This is a genomic window from Desulfoluna sp. (genome assembly GCF_030145185.1).
Taxonomy (GTDB): domain Bacteria; phylum Desulfobacterota; class Desulfobacteria; order Desulfobacterales; family Desulfolunaceae; genus Desulfoluna.
Genome location: NZ_JAQYWB010000001.1, coordinates 14435 through 35838, shown reverse-complemented (window position 1 = coordinate 35838; position 21404 = coordinate 14435). Strand labels below are relative to the sequence as shown.

The window sequence follows — 21404 nt, the reverse complement described above, 5'->3', positions numbered from 1 at the left end:
ATCAGTCGTCAGTTTTTACATTTTGAGTCGAAGGGTGTAGGACTTGAATCTCCGGTGGGGGTGGTAGGATCGCTTGGCATGGCGAAGCCCGGGGTCGTCCATGTCGCATTCCTTGTTGATGAGAGGGGTGTCGGGAAAGAGCATCCTGGCGCATTGTCGATCGAAAAATTGATACAGCCCTTTGACGGCGGGGTCGGCTTTTTCAAAATTGAAGTCCCCCATCTCTTCTGTGAGGTTACTCGCCATTCCGAAGGCTTTGACCTTGCCATCGATTCGAAGCAGGATGCCTCTTAACCCTTTAAGGGTTCCGACAAGATCCAGCGCGTGGGTACAGGCCACCTTTTCTCCTAAGGCATCTTCATCGGTATGGGCCTCGGGGGTCCTCAGGCTCCACCAATAGGCCAGGAGTGACTTGCATTCTTCAGCATTCTTCTGGGTAAGGGCCTCGACGCCCACCCGACCCGTTTCCACATATTCCCGCAAAAATTGATTGATGAGGTTCCTTTTCTTGCTGAATTTATTTCCTTTCAGCTCTGCCAGGTCCTCTTTTAGGTAGACATAATCTTCGTAGTCGGTTTGCTCTTCAAGGAGAAAATGCTGTTCGATGGTTTCCCTGTCCCAGGCGTGCAGATAACGTTCATCGACAAAACAGACCTGGGAGAGGCGATGCGTTCGGCATAGCTTGGCCAGGTTTTCCGGAGACCGGGCGGTGCCGTTTGGAATCGGAAGGATCAGGTAACTCTTTTGGGGGGTCACCGGGAAGAGGCGGGCCATGATGGCATCCTCTTGATCCATGGCAAAAGCCGGGTAATAGACGTGGGTTTTCCAGATGATGAGTGCCTCGAGGGAGTAACCGCACAAGGGGTTGGTTTGTCCTTTAAAACTGGGCGCGAGCCTGGCGTGGTGTTCGGGCAGGAGGGGGGTCAGGTCGCAGATGTCGTGTAATTTTGTCATGGCTTCTTCTTAAGAGGTGAAGGAAGTTTCAGTGGGGTCTGTTTCGAATCGAAACATGGGAATGGCGCCTTCAAGGGCCGTGAAACCAAATTTTCGGTAGAGGGCGGGGGAGCCTTTTTCCGCAATAAGACCCATCCAGGTGATGCCGTCTTTTTCAAGTCTCTCCATCAGCATTGCGACGATCTGCCGACCGACTCCCTGACGCCTGTGGCTTTTTACCACGGTGATGTCGTGGAGATAAGCGTCTCCCACTCCGTCACTCAAGGCCCGGCCAATGCCAATGATCTCCCGTTTGTCCCTGGCCACCACGTAACAGTGGCTTCCTCGGATCATCTGGCCGATTCGTTCTGGGTCCGACAGGGTTTCCGGCCACCATTTTTGCTGGTGATAGATGGAGAGAATGCGTGATTTTTCTTCAGGGGTTGGATGGGAAAGAGGTTCAACAGTAATCATGCAGGTTCCTGGGTCATATCGTCTTGCCATGTGTTGCAAGGTAAATCAGTGTCAAAAGTTTGGCCCCGGCAGGGCCGCCGGAGGCAATTTCAGCTGTTTTATTCGGTGGTGTTGTCCTTGTTCAGCAGGGAAATGAGATCTTTTCCCCTCGCTTTAGAGAGGTACATGGCTTGGTCCGCTCTGCGGACAAATTCTCTCAAGGGTTCCCCTGAGGCGTATTCGGTAAGCCCAATGCTGAGTGTCGTGATGACGGGTTCGGGTGCCGAGGCGGGAGAGAAAGAGCTGTCTCTCATGGCCTTCTGAATTCTTTCCGCCACCACAATTCCTTCATTGATGGTGGTCTCAGGAAGAATTACGGTAAACTCTTCTCCGCCGAAGCGGTAGCCAGAATCCATGGTCCTCAGGCACTCCCGGATCACTTTACCCAGGTTTACCAGGATGCGGTCTCCCTCAAGGTGACCATAGGTATCGTTGAAAATTTTAAAATTGTCAATATCGAGAAGCATCAGGGCCAGGGGGCGGTTGTAGCGGTTAAATCGCTCGATCTCTTTTTCGAGTTGATTGTAGAAGTAGCGGAGGTTAAAGAGCCGGGTGAGCGGGTCGGTGACGGCCATTCGTTTGAGTCGGTTGAGCATCTCGTTGCGTTCGCTTGTCAGGCGTCGTTCATGGAGTACCCGTTTGATACGCAGCAGCAGCTCTTCAAAGCGGACTGGTTTGAAGACAAAGTCACTGGCCCCTTTGTTGATCGCTTCCTCGTAGGAGTAGCCGGTGCTGTATCCCGTGAGGATGATGACATCGGCGGCGAAGTTTTTTTTGATGGTATCGGTGAGCTCAAACCCGCTGGTCCCTTTCAGGGGGATATCGGTGATCACGATATCCATGGGGGTGGACGCAAGGTGGGTGAGGGCCTCGTTTGCTGAGGCAAAGGCGATGACCTCAAACCCTGCAAGGGTAAGGTAGTCGGCCACGGAATCCCGAACGCTTTTGTCTTCATCAACGATGGCTATTGAGCGCATGGCAACCTGGGGCAAAGGGTGAGTGGCAGTCGTTCTAACGTGCAACGAGTGGCTGTTTTTAACCGTGTGTGCGGCTGGCGGAGCAACGGTCGGCAGTAAAAGACACCATGAACCGTGGAACCGTCATGAAGTCTTGCCATTGTGCCTGCTCTTACAGAAATAATGCAGGGAAGGATCCATGGAGACAGCCTGTTGGCAAGGCTTTAGGCAAGGTCCGCCGGGTAGGTGAACGACCCTTGGCTTGACAGGGCAAAAATCTATTTGATAATTAATGATGTTTTTATTGGGAAACTATAGCGGTTCGGTTTGGTTATGTCAACCCACATAGACCGTCGCATTTCTTTCATACATCTGAAATTTCACAGTATTCATTTGGTTTGTGTCTGAAACTCTGTCCGTCGTTTTCTCGGCGGGGCAGGGGACCTGCCAATGGAGAATCTCTCAGGAGCAGCAGTCGAAACGGCATGAAACATATTCGTAACTTCAGCATCATCGCCCATATTGACCATGGAAAATCCACCTTGTCGGATCGTCTGATTCAGGAGACCGGCATTATTTCAGATCGTGATTTTAAAGATCAGATCCTGGACACCATGGACATCGAACGAGAGCGGGGAATCACCATCAAAAGCCAGACGGTGTCCCTTCCATACAAAGCCAAGGATGGAAACGAGTATGTGCTGAACCTCATTGACACCCCCGGTCATGTGGATTTCACCTACGAGGTGTCACGTGCTTTGGCCTCCTGTGAGGGTGCTCTGCTTATTGTCGATGCCAGTCAGGGGGTGGAAGCCCAGACCCTGGCCAACCTCTACCTTGCCATGGAGCATGACCTGGAGATCATCCCTGTCATCAATAAGATCGATCTTCCGAGTGCCGAGGTCGACTGGGTGAAGGGGCAGATTGACGAGGATCTCGGGTTGGATTCTCAGGCCGCAATTTTGACCTCAGCAAAAAACGGCATTGGGATTGTGGATGTGCTTGAAGCTGCCGTGACATTGCTTCCCCCTCCGGAAGGGGATCCCGATGCGCCTCTTAAGGCGGTGATTTTTGATTCACATTATGATCCGTATCGAGGGACCGTTGTTCATTTCCGGGTATTTGACGGAACGATTAAGGCGGGCGACACCATCAAGTTTATGAGTAACGACGCATCCTATAAGGTCGAAGAGGTCGGTGTTTTTCAGATTGTGCGGGTTCCCAGAAAGGTGATCTCCGCCGGTGAAGTGGGGTACCTGATTGCGGGCATCAAGACGGTGAGCGATACCCGTTGCGGTGACACCATCACTCACCTCAGGCGTGAGTGTGAGACGATTGTGGCTGGCTTTAAGGACCCCACACCCGTGGTCTTTTCGTCAATCTACCCCGTGGCCTCGGACGATTACGAAGAGTTGATCGTGGCCATGGAGAAGCTTAAATTGAACGATGCCTCCCTGATCTATGAAAAAGACTCCTCTGCAGCCCTTGGCTTTGGCTTTCGTTGCGGTTTTCTTGGCTTGCTTCACCTCGAGGTGGTCCAGGAGCGCCTGGAACGGGAATATGGGCTTTCGTTAATTCTGACGGCGCCTTCCGTACAGTATGAGGTGGAATTTCATACCGGTGCCGAAGAGATTATCGATAACCCGGCTCTATATCCGGACCCGACCACTATCAAGCGGACCAGCGAGCCCTTTATCAAGGCGGCTATCATTGTGCCGGAACGGTACATGGGGGCGGTCATGAAGCTGTGCCTGGATCGACGCGGTATGAGCGTCAACTACCAGTACCTCACCAACAGCCGCATGGAGATGGTCTTTGAACTTCCCCTGGCCGAGGTGGTCTACGATTTCTATGACAAGCTGAAGAGCATCACTCAGGGCTATGGCTCCTTCGATTACGAGCTCGTCGGGTACAAGGAGACCGATTTGGTCAAGCTTGATTTTCTCATCAACGGGGAGAAGGTGGACGCCTTGGCTCAGCTGGTTCACAAGGACCGTTCCGTCTCCCGGGGGAGAATTGCCTGCGCGAAGCTTAAAGAGGAGATTCCCCGTCAGATGTTCAAGGTGGCGATACAAGGGGCCATCGGCGCCAAAGTCGTATCTCGGGAGACCATCTCCGCCTACCGCAAAGACGTCACTGCAAAATGTTATGGCGGGGATATCAGCCGGAAACGAAAGCTTCTGGAGAAGCAGAAAAAAGGGAAAAAACGGATGAAGATGGTGGGCCAGGTAGAGATTCCTCAGTCCGCTTTTCTCGCCGTGCTTAAGTCCGACGATTAAAGAAAACCCGACTTCCTGAATACGGGGTGGGTATGAACCTACAAATGGCCATGATTCTGTTTAAGAATCATGGCCATTTTCCTTCAGCCTTCAGCCTTCAGCCTTCAGCCTTCAGCCCCTTTTAACTTCTTTATCGTTTTTCCAATAAAATCCAGGACCAGGGCGGTATCTCCCGCACGGAGTCCGGCCCGGGTCAGAAGCTTTCGAAAGCGGGCGGGCCAGTGGTCGGGGTTTTCCGGGTTGTGCAGGTCGATGGCGCAAAGGAGGGCCTCTACGGCGTCAAACATCTTGCCAATCTCTTTTTTATTGGCCAGCCTTAAGGCATTTTTATTTTCCGAAGGCGGGGTCCGAGACAGTTCGTAGCAGAGGATCATCACCGCCTGGGCCAGGTTGATGGATGAAAAATCCAGGGTGGAGATGGTGACCAGGGCGTCGGCAAAGCGGAGTTCCTCGTTGGTAAGGCCCTTGTCCTCCGAGCCGAAGAGAATGGCTACCTTATCCTCCGGGGAGAGGGTGCCCACGCGTTCCACCAGGCCATGGGGGCTGATCAGGCCCTGTCGTTTTTTCCCCTTGCGGGTAGTGGTGGCGGCCACAAAGGTATAGGGCTTGAGAACTTCTTCCAGGCTGTCATGAATGGTGAGGGTGTCGATGATTCCGGCCGCATGGTGGGTGGCTGTTTTTCGCATGCGTTCCTGGTCCGGTTCTAAGGGGTTTACGAGAATCAACTCGGAAAAGCCCATGTTCATCATGGCTCGCGCCGCAGACCCGATGTTTTCAGGGTAGCGGGGGCGTACCAGGATGATGGAAATCTGTTGGGTTGGGATCGGGGAGAGGCTCATAGTCTTGTCTGGTATCTCATGGTTGAATCGGGAAATAAAAAAACGAGAGCACCGGATGATTCGGTGCTCTCGGGGGTGCTTTCCGTTTAATCGAGGAAAATATGATGGAATCAGGCCATGATGTCAAGGGATGAGAAGAAGTAGGCGATTTCGGTGGCGGCTGTTTCCGGTGCGTCGGAGCCGTGGACCACGTTGCTTTCGATGGAGGACGCAAAATCTTTTCGGATGGTACCCGCCTCCGCCTCTTTAAAGTCGGTGGCCCCCATGATTTTGCGGTTCAAAGCGATGGCCTCTTGCCCTTCAAGGATCATGACCACCACGGGGCCGGAACACATGAAGTCTGTGAGGCTGTTAAAGAAAGGGCGTTCCTTGTGGACTGCGTAGAACCCTTCGGCTTCCTCTCGGGTCATCTGCAGCATGCGCATGGCTTTGACGGAGAGGCCGTTTGATTCAAAACGACGGATCACCTCACCGATGATATTTTTTTTTACGCCGTCGGGTTTGATGATGGAAAGGGTCTGTTCCATGAGTTTTTAAGCTCCTGATCGAGGGTTAAGGGGAGAGGTTCATACCGGTGCCGCGGTCTTATTTCGCATGGTCCGGAAGCCTCGCAAGGCGCAGCCAGGCCCTGAGAAAAGCGGGGCGAATAATGAAATGGCTTGACGGGCAGTGCCTTAAAACCGATATTGGTAAAACCTTATGGAGATGGGCTTTCACATAGCTTTTCTTTATTGACAAGGGGAAATCGAATGTTTACATTGTGCGAAGCCTGAGAGACGAAACGAAAGTTTCATTTTCCTTATATATTTACAGGTTCTATGGAGGTCCCATGTTAGAGGTGACTGCAGCTGCAACGCAACAGATTGCAGAGTATTTTAAGGGCAGGGAAGTGATGCCCATTCGTATTTTTCTCAACTCCGGTGGCTGAGGGGGTCCTTCCCTTGCTATGGCTCTGGATGAGTCTAAAGACACTGATGAAAAATTTGAGATTGATGGGTATATTTATGTCGTTGACAAGGAGTTCCTTGCTCAGGCTCAGCCTGTGAAAGTTGATTTCCTTGAGATCGGCTTTAAAGTGACCTCAAGCCTTAAGCTTGAGTCGGCATGCGGAAGCTGCAGCACGACAGGTTCCTGCTGCTCCTGATCCAGTCGAGACCAACGAAAACAAGGCGCCCTCCTCATCTTTGAGGGGGGCGCTTTTTTTTATTCGAGATGTGCCAGTTTTTGCGCAATTTCTCGTACGGCGACCGGGACGGTTTCGAGGTCGTCGTAAGGGCGCGTCCCCAAACGATCGGATTCTGCTATTTCATCCAGTTCCGGAACAAAACCCAGAATTTCAAAATCGCTTAGGCTATCGATAATCATCTGTTGGTCTTGCGGGTTGCGGACACGGTTTCCGATAACCAGTACGCGCTTAATCCCCAACTCTTCGGCCAATTTTCTGATTTGAAGGGCCGCGACCCTGCTTCGTTTGCCGGGGTTGACGACGGTGACCAGGGCGTTTACCGATGAGGTGGTGGCCCGGCCCAGATGTTCCACCCCTGCCTCCATGTCCATGATCACCACTTCATCACGTTGCAGCACAAGGTGCAGCATCAGCGCTTTTAAGATAGTGCTCTCCGGGCATATGCAGCCGGAGCCCCCTTTCTGGACGGTGCCCATGACCAGCAACTTGACGCCGTCCCGTTCCAGGGAAAATCGGTCGGGGATATCGTCGACTTTGGGATTCAGGGTGAAAAATCCCCCCATGGTGCCGGGGGTGGCCCCGGTGCGCTCGGCAATGAGGTCGGAGAGTTGGGCGATGGGCGTGATAGGGGTCTCCTCGGAAATGCCCAGGGCCGATGCCAGGTTGGAGACGGGGTCGGCGTCGATGGCGATGACCTTTTTTCCCTCACAGGCGATGATGCGTGCAATTAGAGCGGTCAAGGTTGTTTTTCCCACTCCTCCTTTGCCTCCAAAAGCCAGTTTCAAACTCACAGAATGTTCTCCTGTAAAGGGGCTCGCTCGCGTAAAGGGGCGACCCCGGATATTTCATGGGACATGATGCCGGGCCTGTACCGGAGTGCTTGCCCGTTAAGCTCCAGTTTAATTGACTAACTATCGGCCATATGCAGGATTACTGCAAGTATTCTCACGTTTTCGGCATGATTTTTTCAAGTATGGAGCCTGCTTTGTCCAGGATGAAGATAAGGACATCGTTTTCAGTGGCGTAGTGTTTGAGGTCATCTTTGTGGATGGCCTGGACTTCATAAGTGGCGTGGCGGTCCATAAAGCGTCCTGAGCATATCAGAGCGCTCTCTTTTTCGTAAAATGCAGGAATAAAACGGATGCCCAATTCTTCATCGAACAATCCTGCAAATGACTCATCTTTGCCGGGGTTGTTGACAAAAAGATAGATCCAGTCACTGTCGTTTTTTTGTTTGTCCATGGGGGGCCACCTGTTTCTTTCCGTCGTATCGGGAAGATGCGAAAAGCCCCGCAGAGTCTGCGGGGCTTTCGGTTAATGGAATGCTGGGGGGTTCTGTCGAGACGTAATCAAGCAGCTTGATCGCCAGAATGCTGCGATTTCGGCCTGTTGAATTTCTCGGGATGCCCCCGTGCCGTTAGACTTCAAGCCAGGAATCGGAGAAGAGGGTTTGTCCGAGAATGACGTTACAGGTCTTCACGTAGCCACGCAGCTCATCATTCAGGGATGCCATATCAGGGGTGTTGCCATCCATGGTGTTCTGGATCACTTCAAAGATATCGGGTCGCTTGCCTTTGGCCAGTTCCATGGTGGCAACATCTTTGGCATCGGCTATAAAAGAAGCCATCCCTTTGATGCTGAGCATGGTGGTAAAGGTAATGTTGATGATATGGCGAAGGTGATCGGGTACACCGTTGGAGATGTTGGAGACGCCACAGGTGCTGCGGGCGCCGGGGGCAATGTCCTGAAGCATTTCCATGAAGTTGAGAAGGCTGACGGCCTGGGGCTGCTGGATGTTAACGGGCGTGACAATGCCGTCGACCCAGATTTTTTCGTTGGGAATCCCAGCTTCATTGGCTGCATACACCAACTCCACGCAAAGGGCTGCGCGCTCGTTTTCGTCCCTGGGCAGGCCATCCGGTCCCCACATGAGGGCGCAGAAGTTGGCGCCACTTTCGGCGGCCAGCGGAATCATGCGCTCATAGCGTTCGGGAACGGCCATGATGGAGTTGATCATGGGCGGGAGTTTGCATTTGGGAAGGGCGGCGGCTATGGCATCGATATTGGACGTATCCAAGACCAGGGGGATGTCGTCCACGACTTCTTGAACCGTTTCAACAATCCAGGGCATCAGATCCACGCCATTTTTTTTAGCCGGACCGAGGTTGATGTCGATCCAATCTACACCCTTGGATTTCTGAAAGAGGGCCTCTTCTTGAATCGGCTTGGGATCTTTTTCTTTGAATGCGCGCCCAATCTCTTTGCCGATAACGTTTAAGCTTTCTCCGATGACTTGAAAACTCATAAAATTCCCTCCGGATGGTGGTTGATATTGCAGGAATCGAAAAGACTCGTGTTGGAAAATAAGCCCGACCCGGTGGAGGCCGGGGCGGGCTTTATCAGCAACTATTTATCAGGCCGCTCCTACTTTGGCCTTCAGGAAGGCCGGCAGGTGCGCCGCTTCACGTGGACCGACGGTGATGGTCCAGCCGGGAAGTTCCTCTTCCACGTCCCCTGCGATGGCAGCGGCGTAGCCGGGAATCACCAGCTCGTTGTGTTTTACCTTGTCGGAGATACCGCTCTTCTTGACAAAGGTTCCCACATCATCGCCGCTGAATTTACCGGCAGCCCAGGCGGTCAGAACAGAAAGCCCCTCGGCATCTTTGATCAGGAGCCAGCAGGGTACGCGGCTGCCTTCGGCTTCGCCGGAGACGATGAAGTACGTCAGAGCGAAGTTGGTGGTGACCATGACCGGGGAGTTTTCATCGGGGTTGCCGATTTCGTAGATTCCTTCGGTGACCATCATGGGTCGCTGCGGATCGGTGAAGATGTTGAGTCGCTCAAGCAGCAGCGGGAAAAGGGTCTCGGTGTTAAACTCGGAGAGAACCACAATGCCGCCGTATTTGGCGATAAACGTCCCGGCGATGAGGGCTTCCATGTCGGGGTTTCCAGCCATGTCACTGGGAAAAGTGATGGTGGGGAATCCCAGGGCGCGATTACCGCCCTTAAGGGCCGCGCGGCGAATGGCCACCTGATCTTTAAAGGCCTCCTTGAGTTCACGGCTGCCCGAATCGATGACGATGTCCTTGATCCCCATTTCGTTGAGCTTTTCCGTGAGGGGGATCAGGGCTTCCACGCTGTCGGCTTTGACGGCGATGGGAAGATCCGCATCTTTGGCGATCGCACCCAAGGCATCAAGGGTGCTTTCTGTCGCCGCATAGATAAGGGGGCGTTTGAACCCTGAGGTCTCCACGCCTGCTTTGATCACATCGGGATTTTCACTCATGAGAATGAGGTTGAATTCCGATGTCTCGGCGATTAGTTTCGCTACCCTTGCAAAATTTTCAGCATTGCCGTCGACGTCTTTGACTGCGACGAGTTCCGGGCGAAGGTTGAGGCCTACGCGTTCATACTGAAAGGCATTCCAACCCTTGAGGCGTTCTGCGAGGTCGGCCTCACTGATGGAGGACGCGACGGTGGCCGCCAGGAGGGTGGGGCTGTAGAAGGTTTTTTCGTGACGGTACATCACTGTTTCACCGCCCGCGGTGGCTTTCCGAACACCTTGTCCGATTTTTACGGGGCGGATGGGGGGAGCCGAAGCTTCGGCGAGTTTTTCCCGGGCTTCGTCCGAAACATAGGGACAATTGTCCAGCTCTGCCTTGCCGGAGGCAAGGTTCATGGCAAAGGCTAGACAGGTGGGCACCCCGCACTCTTTGCAGTTTGTTTTGGGCAGAAGTTTGAATATCTGAATACCGGTAAGAGCCATGTGTATCTCCTTGTCTGAGTCCTGTAACGAGGATGCACTCAATTGTGTATGGATAATGAGTGACCCGGGGGGCAGGGCGGCCCCCCGGGTACGAACGCATTAACCAATAAGTGAGTCCATGGACAGGGCAGGGTGACCTTTTTCTTCGAGGAAGGGCATAATCTCCTCTTCTGTGGTCCCCACGGTTTCGTCGGCAATCATGTTGTAAAAATCCGGATAACCGGTTTCTTCTCCGTACTTATCAATGCGATCTTTGATCTCTTCTTTCAACATCTTGGGCATCCAGACCATGCGAAGCAGTCCTCCATCGCCCTTGATAAATTTTCTCTGGGTGATGTTGTACTTGGAGTGCCCGACAAAACCGGGGGAGGAAGCGCCGCCGCCCATGACACCGGCCAGCGTGGTAAACTTCATGCCCGAGGGGGTTTCCCCTGCAAATTCGCGGTTTACGGTCATGATCCCGTTGCAGCTGGGGAGCATGGCGGCGATACACTCACAACATCCACAGGTGGTCATGGGATCGACAACCAGGGAGTAGAAGTTGTAGTGGGTCACGGCTCCGCGTGAGGCTTTGAAGACGAAGTCGTTGACCCCTTTCCACTGACCCAGGACCGGATCAAGGCATTCGCCTTTCTCAATGGGCTGGTTGGGACCGGTGGGGTTGATCTCAAAGGCAGCCCGACAATCCATCCAGTTGTAGGCGCCACAGAGGCCGGTTCGCTCGGGGCTGACCGTACAGACGTGGTTGGGGGCAAAGGACTGACAGAGAGAGCAGGAGTAGTAGGTCTCCACGTCTTCGTCGGTCATCTTGTCCACGCGCTCGTCACGGGTCTTGTACTCGGCACGGGCCGTCTTAGTCAGCTTGGCCACGTCCTCTTTCTGGGTGTAAAGGGTGACCTGTACTTTATCGACAATCTTTTGGAATTCCTGATGAAATTTGGCATGGAGGACCACACCGATGTCCTTCAGGGTAAATCCCTTGTCCACGGCATTTTTGCCGACGCGAACCCAGGAAATATCACGCTGGCCGATGTGCATGATGCCTTGAATGTAGTTGACCAGGTGGTGGATCTGACGCTCCAAAATGGGCTCGAAATCCTCCTGGAATTCACGTCCGGCGATCTGGATGAAGATCCCCAGAGGCAGGGTCTCGCCTTCCTTCAGGTCCGGGATGTCCTTGCCGACGATAATGACCTTTCCGTCTTCGATCTCACTCATCTCGGCGCGTTTTACCAGCTCGGTACACTGGGTTTTGCCGCCACCCATCTGGCTGTGCAAATCGCCGCCGCGCACACGCTCGCCCTCAAAGGCGGGGCCAAAGGCGCACGGAATTTCAATGTCGGAGATAGACACCTTGAGGCCTCGAACTTCAACGGATTTCTGGCAGATTTCATCGTGGGGGACGTTGGCCACCACGTGCTCGTAGGTACAGATACCGGTGGGGAGAATCTCGGGGATGTCGGTGTCAGCAAGGGTCGGAAAACCCCAGTTGACGCAACCGGCAGCCGCTACGCCCCACTCGGTGCCGATGTCGCCCAACGCGTTGACAAAGGCAAAAATACGTTCTTTGTTGTACATGAGCATTTTGCGATGGTCACCAGGCTGGACCCCACCAAAAGTCATGGCTGCCCGGTTGGCGAAGCCAAGGGCAAAAACAGCCGAGGAGATGTCCGGTCCGAAGGGCACGATACGGGTGTTCCAGCCCACCTGAATATCTTGATCCACCAGCTGTTGAATAACGCTGGTGTTGTTGTGGTTGGCGGCGCAGAAGATATAAAGACTCTTCTTCTGGTAGTCTTCCACAATATTCTTGGCGATTTCAGGGGTAGGAGCGGCTCCGACGATGGCGGCAAAGCCAGGGGCGCTGCCGTCCACGAATTCCACGCCACGTTTTCGCAGGATGGTGTCGTCGGCAGGACCGACCCATATTTTCCCGGATTCCACATCGGGATCTTCCGTAAAGGTATAGAAATCGGGCTCGTTCAGGATACGCAGGGCTTCCATGATTTCGTAGCCGAAGATGGCGGCCATGCCGGCGTCAAGGAGAGGGCCGAGGTAGGGAAGGTTGTTCTTGCCCTTGACATGGGGAGGCAGAAGGCCACGGGCAAAAGCCAGGGGCTTTTTCAGGTCTTCCAGGGTTTCAACTTTGATACCCAGAAGAGAATAAATAACCGGCAGGTAGTAGGCCGTGTTGCCAAAGCTTATCTTGGTGCTGGCGTCGAAGGTTTCGAGGGCTTTTTGGTATTGCCCTTCCACCTGAGAGATTACTTTATAGCCACCCTGGATGGCAGCAAATGCAACTAATTTGGACATGCTCTTCCTCCTTCGTTGAGGATATTCTTAAGTTAGATGATCAAGCATGTGGACGGTGACCTGTCGGTCACCGACACGTCAAACGTCGATGGCCTGACGAGCGGCCATGTCCATGAGGACACGATCCCTTGCTTTGTCGATGCCCAGTTCCTTACGTTTTTTATCAATATGGGCGATCATCTTGTGAGCGTGTTTGATGGGATCGGGCTCGCAGTCCCACATCCCGCCGTATAAATCTTCCAGTTCGTTGTAAAGGTGGTCTCTGAAGACGGGCGCACCGTCCACGGGCAGAGTGACGCCGAAGACCGTGTATACGCCGGAGACGACGAAGTAATGACCGATGGAGATGGCTTTTTCACTCATCCATTCCGGGGCGCTGCCGGCCACGGGGATGTCCTTGATTGACTTGCCGAGTCCGCCGGCTTTGACCACTTCCGTGGCGGCCAGAAGGATACGGGAGTTGTCGACGCAGGAACCCATGTGCAGGACCGGAGGAATCCCCACCGTTTCACAGACTTCGGCAAGGCCAGGGCCACAATAGACGGAGGCACATTCTGGAGTGAGAAGACCTGCCATGCCTGCTGCGATGGCGCTGCAGCCGGTGGTGAGGACGATGACGTCGTTTTTGATGAGCTCTTTGATGACGGCGATGTGGTCGTTGTTGTGCTTGGTTCGGGCGTTGTTGCAGCCCACAACCCCAGCGATACCGCGAATGCGACCGTTGATGATGTTGTCATTTAAGGTGTAGTAAGAGCCGCGGAAGGTCCCGCCGAGGTTGTACTCGATGGATTCCACGCCAAACCCAACCACCTGGTTTTCCTTTTGAGACGGAATCATGACTTCAGATTTACGGTTCTCGAAGTTATCGATGGCCAGCTTGACAATACGTTTGGCATCGTCCATGGCATGGTGTTCGTCAAATTCGATATGAAGAACGTTGTTTTGCTCCATGCGGGCGATGGGGTGGGTGGTAATCAGCTTGGTGTGGAAACATTTGGCCACGTTGGCCAGGTTCTGGAAGATACACTGAACATCCACAACCATGGCGTCGCAGGCCCCGGTGATGATGGCCAGCTCCTGTTGGAGGAAGTTGCCCACAATCGGTACGCCGTGGCGTTGGGCGAGTTCGTTGGCGGTACAGCAGATCCCGCTGAGTTGAATCCCCTTGGCGCCTTTGGTGGCTGCGTAGTCGATCATCTCCTTGGATTGGCAGGCCGCAACGATCATCTCCGAGAGAATCGGCTCATGGCCGTGGACAATGAGGTTGACATGGTCGGCCTTCATGACGCCCAGGTTGACTTCAGACTGCACGGGATTGGGCGTTCCGAACATGACATCCTGGAGATCCGTGGCAATCATGGAACCGACCCAACCGTCGGCCAGGGCCGCCCGGGTGGCTTGTTTGATCAAGTTTTTGTAGTCCTGATCCACGCCTATGTGGGTGCGGTGCATGATTTCAACAATTTCGCGGTCCACGTTTCGGGGAAGGACGCCCAACTCTTTCCAGCGATTGTACATGGCTTCAGGAGCGCGCTGCAAGTAGAGGCATTCACCGTCAGATTTGCCCCACTCGTTCATGGCTTTTTCTGCCACTTCCAGAGCGATTTCGTCCATGTCCCGATCTTTGACTTCGCCGTCCACGGTCACCGTGATGTCCACGCCAAAGTGCGGGGCGATGGAAAGGAGCTTGTGGTAGTCTTTGATGTGGTAGGCATCCGTCTCTTTTCGTGCCACAGAGAGAAACACTTCGGCCACGCCGCGTCCATGATCGGAGTGGGCGGCTGCTCCGCCGGCGACCATGCGGCTAAAGTTACGTGCTGCGATGGTGTTGGCTGTGGCACCGCAGAGGCCTTTGCGGGTGTCTTCGCCTTCAATTCCCCCTTTGGGGAGGGGGAGGCGGCAGGGACCCATGGCACAGTTTTTACAGCAGGTTCCTTGAACGCCAATGTTACAGGGCTTCATGTTTTGTGCTCGGTCAAACACGGTTTCGACGCCGAGCTCCTGAGCTCTTTTGATCATTTGCTGAGTGGCCGGATCTATGGAAGCTTCGAGCGGATCTGCCAGCTTTAATTCCTTTGACTTCTTTTCGTCTGCCATCAGAGGTTCCTCCTCTTGTTGTATGGTCGTCCATTGCCTTGCATCCGAAGTTCGCTTCGATGCGGCTTCGTCAAGTTCATAAGGCTTACGCCACGCGACGATGGATCATGTTGAGACGATCGATGATCTTGTCAAGCTGGCTCTTCTGGTCCGCAGCGGCCGTGAGCGTCCGTTCGGTCGCACCAGAATGGCTATGGGCATGGGCCATTTCGTCCTTGGCTTTTGCCCGCTCTGCCCGAATGGCTTGCTCTTCCTCTTCCCGCTTGGTCTGAGCATCGGCTTCAGCTTGTTTCTTGGTTTCTGCATCTGCTTTAGCCTTGGCCTCTGCGTCTGCTTTGGCCTTGGCTTCTGCGTCTGCCTTGGCTTTGGCGTCCGCTTCTGCCTTGGCTTTGGCGTCTGCCTCTGCCTTGGCTTTGGCCTCTGCCTCTGCTTTGGCCTGCGCTTCGGGGTCTACCTTGGGTGCTTCAGCCTTGGCTGGCGCAGGGGGAGCCTCTTTGGGCGCGGCCGCAGGCTTCACTTCTGCCTTGGGGGCAGGGGCGGCAGCTGCTTTTGGGGCCTCTTTTTTTGCGGCTGGAGCGGCTTTTTTATCTTCAACGATGGTGGTGTCCGGGGTGGGAGCCAGAGCTGTAAAGTCCACCGCGACATCAGCGAGTTGCTTGGAGATGGCTGCGACATCGGTGGCCATGCCTCCGTCGATCATCAGGTCGATGAAGGATCGGACCAGGCGGATGGCTTCCGGGTGACGCATGACGAGAATGTCTCCCCCTGAAACAAGGTAGGAAACAGCGCAGACGGCTTCCATGAGGATGCCGCGTTTTTCAGGGTCCCCGAGAAGAGGCGCTTCTTCTACGCTCTGCTTGGCTTCCTTGCATTTCCAGATTTCATTTCCGAGGTTGTTGATGATGGGGTACTGAAGTTTGTCATCTCCCTGTTGCATGGCGGCCATGCGGAGACGTTCCATGACAGAGTAGGAGTACTCCAGACCGTAACCGAGGCCGCCGGAGGTGGGGTCAACAATGACCCTGTCCATGGGCATGCCCAGGTTTTCCAGGAGAATATTGACCTGCTTTGCAAGGTTGACGTCAATGGGGGATGAGGAGATCAGGGCGTGACCATATCCCATGGCTGACGCGCCGATTCCTTTGTGGTTGGAATCCTCTACGGGACCCATGGTGAGTGAAAATTCCTGGCACTCTTCGGCCACGACTTTCAGAACTTCTTCATCTTTGATGGGGTTAGCACATCCCCAGATGATTAAGGGGACGTCAATGGCAGAGGCCACTTTTTTTACCATCTCGGCGGCTTCTGCCGGGCTGGCGTCCTTGTCATTGGGGTCGATGCTTTTCAGTTGGAGGACGATGAGCTCTGCGCCATATTTTTCAACACAGAGTTTTGCCCAGGCCGCGGGGTCGTTCACGACATCTTTAAACGGAGCCAGGCATGCTTCGGGCCAGTCGTCGGGTGCCATGTCCCAGATTTCCATGGCGATTTTGGGTTTGTGTGGCATTTCCCCTTCAAATTGGTAAAAGGGATAGCATGAGGCACCACCGACAGAGACTGCCTTGTCGCCTGCCCCGATGGAAATTTCCCTGATGCGTCCTGCATAGGACTCTTTTACGATTTCGAAACCCAATGTTACCTCCTTGTCGTTGACTATTTAGATATGGATGAAGGTGTCCATTTTTATGCGGTCTTACGTCAATTCGGACTCAAACGACCGTCGGCCGTTTCATGGAAGTTATTTTCGTAAAATATAAAAGAACGGTGAGATGAAGGATGACGTCTGGCGGCGTCATGTGCTGAGTTTACTATCCAGGCGATTAAGCCCCTGTGACGATAATGAATGTTAAATTATTGGATAGACAAAACAAGAAATTTCTAACAACTGCCTTGGAGGCTGTCAATATTAAAAATCATATGATTCGAAATATTTTTATTCGAATGATCTTTGAGAAGTAATCTGAGCTTATTGTCAACGCGTGACAGGTGCAAAACATGTGTATCTTACTCGGATCATTGTGCTGAAATGGGGCAGAAAAAGTCGAAGACACAGGGTGTTGTGCAGTGGGGACGGTGATAATGTCAATTGCCATTGGTGAGTAACATCAAAAATACTAATCATGGTGAAAAAGGACTTGACTGGTTTTGGGGATTGAGACATAGTTTCGAATAATCTGTATAAGGATAGAAGGGAATTCGTTTTGTTGACATAACTACCCAAAACGTTGTTTATAATCAATACTGACGTTATGCGACATGATGATGGTTTCTTCCGGGGGAAGCGAAGAAGAGTTGCCAAAAAAGTAGTGAAAACAAGAACAGGGGGACCTGCCCCTGCGTAATTTGTTCGTGAAGGGGATAAATGTACGGCGCAATGCTGTGAAAGATCTATCTTGACTTGGATCAGTTGCATATTATCAGGTTGCGCAAATCTGAACAACCGGCATATTTCCTGCTCTTGTTTTGCAAGAGAGGGAGACATAGGTACGTACAGAACAGGGAATTTGTTTTCATCAACATGCTACCGGCTCTTTTTGTGGGCCACTTCTTGAAAAGGAGTAATGAATGGCTTTAGATCCAAAGAAGCACGCTGATTGGGAAATTGCTCAGGACGCCGAAAAAACGATGAAGACCATCTACGAGGTGGCAGAGGAATTCGGCCTCACCAAAGACGAGCTTCTTCCCCAGGGGCATTACATCGGAAAAATTGACTACCGACAGGTGCTTGATCGGCTTCATGACAAGCCCAATGGGAAGTACATTGATGTCACCGCGATCACCCCGACGCCTCTTGGAGAGGGCAAATCCACCTCTACCATGGGTCTTGTTCAGGGGCTGGGTAAACGAGGGAAGCGAGTGTCTGCCGCGATCCGCCAGCCTTCCGGTGGCCCTACCATGAACATTAAAGGTTCTGCCGCGGGTGGTGGCCTGGCACAGTGCATTCCTTTGACCCCCTTTTCCCTCGGATTTACCGGGGACATCAACGCCATCATGAACGCACATAACCTGGCGATGGTTGCGCTGACCTCCCGCATGCAGCATGAGCGGAACTACAACGATGAGCAGCTGGACCGCCTCACCAAGATGCGTCGTCTGGATGTCGATCCCACCAATGTCGAAATGGGCTGGGTCATCGATTTCTGCTGCCAATCCCTTCGAAATATTATCATTGGCATGGACGGCGTGAACGGCAAGCGTGACGGGTTCATGATGCGCTCTAAGTTCGGCATCGCCGTCTCCTCCGAAGTGATGGCGATTCTTTCCGTCTCCACCAGCCTAAAAGACATGCGTGAGCGCATGGGGAAAATCGTGGTGGCTTATGATAAGAAGGGCAACCCCGTAACGACCGAGGACCTTGAAGTGGCCGGGGCTATGACCGCCTGGATGGTTGATGCCCTGAACCCCAACCTGATGCAGACCCTTGAAGGGCAGCCTGTGCTTGTACACGCAGGTCCCTTTGCCAACATTGCCATCGGCCAGAGCTCCATCATCGCCGATCAGGTGGGTCTCAAACTTGCTGAATACCATGTGACGGAGTCCGGTTTCGGAGCCGATATCGGTTTTGAAAAATTCTGGAACCTCAAGTGCCGTTACAGTGGCTTGGTTCCTGACGCAGCGGTGATTGTGGCCACCATTCGTGCCCTTAAGTGTCACGGTGGCGCCCCGGTTCCCGTACCTGGGAAGCCCCTGCCCAAGGAGTACGGTGAAGAAAGCATCGACTGGGTGGCAAAAGGGTGCGGCAACCTTATTCATCATATACGCAACGTTCGTAAGGCCGGTATCAGCCCCGTGGTTTGCCTGAACGCCTTTATTTCTGACACCGAGGGTGAACGGGATAAGGTTCGTGAACTGGTTGAGGCCGAAGGCGCTAAATTTGCAGTGTCTCATCATTGGGAATTGGGTGGGGACGGCGCTCTGGACCTTGCCGATGCGGTTATCGAGGCCTGTGAAGAGCCGACAGACTTTAAATTCCTCTACGAGCTTGATATGCCGGTTAAAGAGCGCATCGAGCTGATCGCCACCGAGGTGTATGGTGCCGACGGCGTCGATTTCACAGCGGCTGCCCTGGCCGCCCTCAAGCGGATTCAGGCCGATCCCGAGCTGGCTAAGTTGGGCCTCTGCATGGTCAAGACCCACCTGTCTTTGTCTGACAACCCTGCGCTTAAAGGGGTTCCTGAGGGGTGGCGACTTCAGATCCGGGAAGTGCTTACCTACGGAGGGGGCGGATTTATCGTGCCCGTCGCAGGGGCCATCAGTCTGATGCCGGGGACCGCATCCAATCCCTCTTTCCGAAGGGTCGATGTCGATGTGGACACAGGAAAGGTTCAGGGCATTTTCTAATGGACGTTGCCTGACGTTTTAATTTGAGAAAAAAGGCCGGCTTGCCGGCCTTTTTTTATCTTCAAAGAGTAAATGCTGGATTGCTTAACGTTTGTGGGCTACCATGGCACCTGCGAATCTGATTTATGTCCCCCTTTTGCTAATCGAACCCCTTTTTTAAGCGGGTGCTGGTGATAATCCATTTGGGAGAGAGTATGGAAAAATTTACGGTTCACTTTATTCCCCATGATGTCTCCATTGAGGTCGTTGCCGGGGAGTCTCTCCTTTCGGCGGCCATGGATGCCGGTGTGCATATCAATGCATCCTGTGGCGGGGGCGGTGTGTGCGGAAAGTGTCGTGTGGTGGTGGAGCAGGGGGTGTCAGCCTGTGAACAAAGCGATAAATTGACGCAGGAAGAGTATGAAGGCGGGTGGCGGTTTGCCTGCAAGACGGAAGTGCGGGATCATTTGACGGTGCGTATCCCCCTGGAATCATCAGCACTTCTGGGGGGCGAATTGCCCCAGGCGACCCCGAGAACCACTGCGCACATTCGCAAAATGGATTTTGAGGCCCTGAAGGAAGAAGGGTTGTTCATACCTCCCATGGAGAAGGTGTATGTGGAATTGCCTCCTCCTGACGCATCGGACCACTGTGCCGATGTGACCCGCCTGTTTGAGTATTTAAAAAAAGTGAAGGGTGAAAATGGACTGGATATCGATTTCTCGGTGATCCGGAAAATGCCCAAAGTTCTGCGTGACGGTGGGTTCAAGGCCACAGTGACTCTGGAGCGACCGGTAAAGGATGGCAACAAGTCCCGCATTATCAATATTCAACCCGGGGATCGCACGGCCTTTAACTATGCCATCGCCCTGGATATCGGCACCACCACCGTTTACGGACAGCTCTTTGACCTGAAGGATGCCTCGGTTATAGAACAGTATGGTAAGGTCAACGGGCAGGTCAGTTACGGGGAGGATGTCATCTCCCGTATTATTTATGCTGAAAAGGAGGGAGGGCTGGAGCGGCTTCGACAGGTCGTGGTGGAGACCATCAACGACATTGTGGGCCGGATTCTTGAGCGAAGCGGCGTGGATATGGAGGAGGTGTCGACCATCGCCATCGCCGGTAACACCACCATGACACAGCTTCTGCTGGCCGTGGATCCCCGTAATATCCGCCGGGCACCCTATGTTCCAGCCGCCAATGTTTATCCTCCCCTTTTAGCCCAAAGCATCGGCCTCGCTCTTGCTGAGCACACCACAGCCCTAATCTATCCTCTTATCTCCAGCTATGTGGGGGGAGATATTGTGGCGGGGGTGATGGGCAGTGGTCTGTATCGAAGCGAGAAGCTGACTCTTTTCATCGATATCGGGACCAATGCTGAGATTGTCGTCGGCAACAACGAGTGGCTGGCTTGCACGGCCTGCTCTGCGGGTCCCGCCTTTGAGGGCGGAGGGATTAAATTCGGCATGAGGGCAGCCCCCGGGGCCATTGAGGATTTTTCCATTGATCCTGTCTCCTGGGAGCCGATGCTGCGCACCGTGGGGGGAGTTCGTCCCCGGGGGATATGCGGGACGGGCCTGATTACAGCGGTGGCGGTGTTTTTTGAAAATAAACTCATCGACAGCCGCGGAAAATTTAATACGGACATTCACACCCCCCGGCTCCGGGAAAATGAAGGCATCACCGAATATGTGCTTGTCTGGGCCGATGATACCGATATCGGACGGGATATCAGCTTAACGGAGCCCGACATTGATAACCTGATCCGGGCCAAGGGGGCTGTTTACAGCGGCTGTGAAACCCTGTTAAATGAAGTTGGGCTTTCAATCTCTGACATTGAAGAGATTATTCTGGCTGGAGGCTTCGGCAGCTACATCGACCTGGATCGCGCCTTTACCATCGGCTTCCTTCCAGAGATCGACACGGACAAGGTCACCTTTATCGGCAATGGGTCCCTGATGGGTGCAAAGATGAGCGCCCTGACCAATACCTTGCGGCAGGATGTCGTGCAGGTGGTGCGTATGATGACTAACTTTGAACTCTCAGAGACCCCTTCGTATATGGACCATTATATTGCAGCGCTCTTTTTGCCTCATACCGATCTGAATCTGTTTCCGCGTCTTAAGGCGAGGCTGTGTCATAGGTAGGGTGTGATGAGTCGCTGATGATATTTGTTAAACAGGACCCCTGATTGAGGAT

The 21404-nt window shown here is 53.4% G+C and carries 16 protein-coding genes; 4 read left to right on the top strand and 12 right to left on the bottom strand.

Features of this window, described 5'->3' with window-relative positions; all coding sequences use genetic code 11:
• Window positions 1-15: 15 nt before the first annotated feature.
• From Q1Q75_RS00130 to Q1Q75_RS00120, 3 genes are all read right to left on the bottom strand, one after another.
• A complete protein-coding gene (locus Q1Q75_RS00130; RefSeq protein ID WP_300666736.1) occupies window positions 16-954 on the bottom strand; it encodes a phosphatidylglycerol lysyltransferase domain-containing protein in 939 nt (312 codons plus the stop codon).
• Between the two features lie 9 nt (window positions 955-963).
• Window positions 964-1407, bottom strand: a complete 444-nt coding sequence (locus tag Q1Q75_RS00125) for a GNAT family N-acetyltransferase (RefSeq protein WP_300666734.1) — start codon at window positions 1405-1407, stop codon at window positions 964-966.
• A gap of 98 nt (window positions 1408-1505) precedes the next feature.
• The gene (locus Q1Q75_RS00120; protein WP_300666733.1) at window positions 1506-2423 is read right to left on the bottom strand and encodes a diguanylate cyclase; all 918 of its coding nucleotides are present in this window, start codon (window positions 2421-2423) and stop codon (window positions 1506-1508) included.
• Between the two features lie 464 nt (window positions 2424-2887).
• Here Q1Q75_RS00120 and lepA point away from each other — a divergent pair, with 464 nt between their 5' ends.
• Entirely contained in the window at window positions 2888-4681 is a 1794-nt protein-coding gene (gene lepA / locus Q1Q75_RS00115; protein WP_300666730.1) for a translation elongation factor 4, read from the top strand.
• Window positions 4682-4785: 104 nt separating this feature from the next.
• On the opposite strand, the gene Q1Q75_RS00110 is transcribed toward lepA, so the two are convergent.
• Both Q1Q75_RS00110 and ndk read right to left on the bottom strand, forming a co-directional pair.
• Window positions 4786-5520 (bottom strand): RNA methyltransferase, encoded by a 735-nt coding sequence (locus tag Q1Q75_RS00110; protein ID WP_300666727.1) that lies wholly within the window; start codon window positions 5518-5520, stop codon window positions 4786-4788.
• A gap of 110 nt (window positions 5521-5630) precedes the next feature.
• Window positions 5631-6047, bottom strand: a complete 417-nt coding sequence (gene ndk, locus Q1Q75_RS00105) for a nucleoside-diphosphate kinase (RefSeq protein ID WP_300666724.1) — start codon at window positions 6045-6047, stop codon at window positions 5631-5633.
• Between the two features lie 302 nt (window positions 6048-6349).
• Between ndk and Q1Q75_RS22540 the strand changes: the two genes are divergently transcribed.
• A complete protein-coding gene (locus tag Q1Q75_RS22540) occupies window positions 6350-6664 on the top strand; it encodes an IscA/HesB family protein (protein WP_366945118.1) in 315 nt (104 codons plus the stop codon).
• A gap of 59 nt (window positions 6665-6723) precedes the next feature.
• On the opposite strand, the gene Q1Q75_RS00100 is transcribed toward Q1Q75_RS22540, so the two are convergent.
• The 7 genes from Q1Q75_RS00100 to Q1Q75_RS00070 form a co-directional block, all read right to left on the bottom strand.
• On the bottom strand, window positions 6724-7497 hold the full coding sequence (locus Q1Q75_RS00100) for an AAA family ATPase (RefSeq protein WP_300666721.1): 774 nt from the start codon (window positions 7495-7497) through the stop codon (window positions 6724-6726).
• A 154-nt stretch (window positions 7498-7651) separates the two neighbouring features.
• Window positions 7652-7948 carry a hypothetical protein gene (locus Q1Q75_RS00095; RefSeq protein WP_300666718.1) on the bottom strand — a complete coding sequence of 99 codons (297 nt, stop codon included), beginning with the start codon at window positions 7946-7948 and terminating at the stop codon, window positions 7652-7654.
• Between the two features lie 175 nt (window positions 7949-8123).
• Window positions 8124-9011, bottom strand: coding sequence for a dihydropteroate synthase (locus tag Q1Q75_RS00090; protein ID WP_300666716.1), 888 nt, complete (start codon window positions 9009-9011; stop codon window positions 8124-8126).
• A gap of 108 nt (window positions 9012-9119) precedes the next feature.
• Window positions 9120-10472 (bottom strand): acetyl-CoA decarbonylase/synthase complex subunit gamma, encoded by a 1353-nt coding sequence (gene acsC, locus Q1Q75_RS00085; protein WP_300666713.1) that lies wholly within the window; start codon window positions 10470-10472, stop codon window positions 9120-9122.
• Between the two features lie 99 nt (window positions 10473-10571).
• Complete coding sequence (acsB, locus tag Q1Q75_RS00080; protein ID WP_300666711.1) at window positions 10572-12785, bottom strand: acetyl-CoA decarbonylase/synthase complex subunit alpha/beta; 2214 nt, start codon at window positions 12783-12785, stop codon at window positions 10572-10574.
• A gap of 78 nt (window positions 12786-12863) precedes the next feature.
• Window positions 12864-14882, bottom strand: a complete 2019-nt coding sequence (gene cooS / locus Q1Q75_RS00075) for an anaerobic carbon-monoxide dehydrogenase catalytic subunit (protein ID WP_300666708.1) — start codon at window positions 14880-14882, stop codon at window positions 12864-12866.
• An 85-nt stretch (window positions 14883-14967) separates the two neighbouring features.
• Window positions 14968-16515 (bottom strand): acetyl-CoA decarbonylase/synthase complex subunit delta, encoded by a 1548-nt coding sequence (locus Q1Q75_RS00070; protein ID WP_300666705.1) that lies wholly within the window; start codon window positions 16513-16515, stop codon window positions 14968-14970.
• 932 nt (window positions 16516-17447) lie between these two features.
• Between Q1Q75_RS00070 and Q1Q75_RS00065 the strand changes: the two genes are divergently transcribed.
• Entirely contained in the window at window positions 17448-19223 is a 1776-nt protein-coding gene (locus Q1Q75_RS00065) for a formate--tetrahydrofolate ligase (RefSeq protein WP_300666702.1), read from the top strand.
• Window positions 19224-19417: 194 nt separating this feature from the next.
• Entirely contained in the window at window positions 19418-21352 is a 1935-nt protein-coding gene (locus Q1Q75_RS00060) for an ASKHA domain-containing protein (protein ID WP_300666700.1), read from the top strand.
• Window positions 21353-21404: the final 52 nt, after the last annotated feature.

Bases quoted from the DNA above. Each gene is read 5' to 3' on its own strand.
- Q1Q75_RS00095 (WP_300666718.1), bottom strand. From the start codon at position 7,948: ATGGACAAACAAAAAAACGACAGTGACTGGATCTATCTTTTTGTCAAC.
- acsB (WP_300666711.1), bottom strand. From the start codon at position 12,785: ATGTCCAAATTAGTTGCATTTGCTGCCATCCAGGGTGGCTATAAAGTA.
- ndk (WP_300666724.1), bottom strand. From the start codon at position 6,047: ATGGAACAGACCCTTTCCATCATCAAACCCGACGGCGTAAAAAAAAAT.
- lepA (WP_300666730.1), top strand. From the start codon at position 2,888: ATGAAACATATTCGTAACTTCAGCATCATCGCCCATATTGACCATGGA.
- Q1Q75_RS00110 (WP_300666727.1), bottom strand. From the start codon at position 5,520: ATGAGCCTCTCCCCGATCCCAACCCAACAGATTTCCATCATCCTGGTA.
- Q1Q75_RS00090 (WP_300666716.1), bottom strand. From the start codon at position 9,011: ATGAGTTTTCAAGTCATCGGAGAAAGCTTAAACGTTATCGGCAAAGAG.
- cooS (WP_300666708.1), bottom strand. From the start codon at position 14,882: ATGGCAGACGAAAAGAAGTCAAAGGAATTAAAGCTGGCAGATCCGCTC.
- Q1Q75_RS00060 (WP_300666700.1), top strand. From the start codon at position 19,418: ATGGAAAAATTTACGGTTCACTTTATTCCCCATGATGTCTCCATTGAG.
- acsC (WP_300666713.1), bottom strand. From the start codon at position 10,472: ATGGCTCTTACCGGTATTCAGATATTCAAACTTCTGCCCAAAACAAAC.
- Q1Q75_RS00120 (WP_300666733.1), bottom strand. From the start codon at position 2,423: ATGCGCTCAATAGCCATCGTTGATGAAGACAAAAGCGTTCGGGATTCC.
- Q1Q75_RS00130 (WP_300666736.1), bottom strand. From the start codon at position 954: ATGACAAAATTACACGACATCTGCGACCTGACCCCCCTCCTGCCCGAA.
- Q1Q75_RS00065 (WP_300666702.1), top strand. From the start codon at position 17,448: ATGGCTTTAGATCCAAAGAAGCACGCTGATTGGGAAATTGCTCAGGAC.
- Q1Q75_RS00125 (WP_300666734.1), bottom strand. From the start codon at position 1,407: ATGATTACTGTTGAACCTCTTTCCCATCCAACCCCTGAAGAAAAATCA.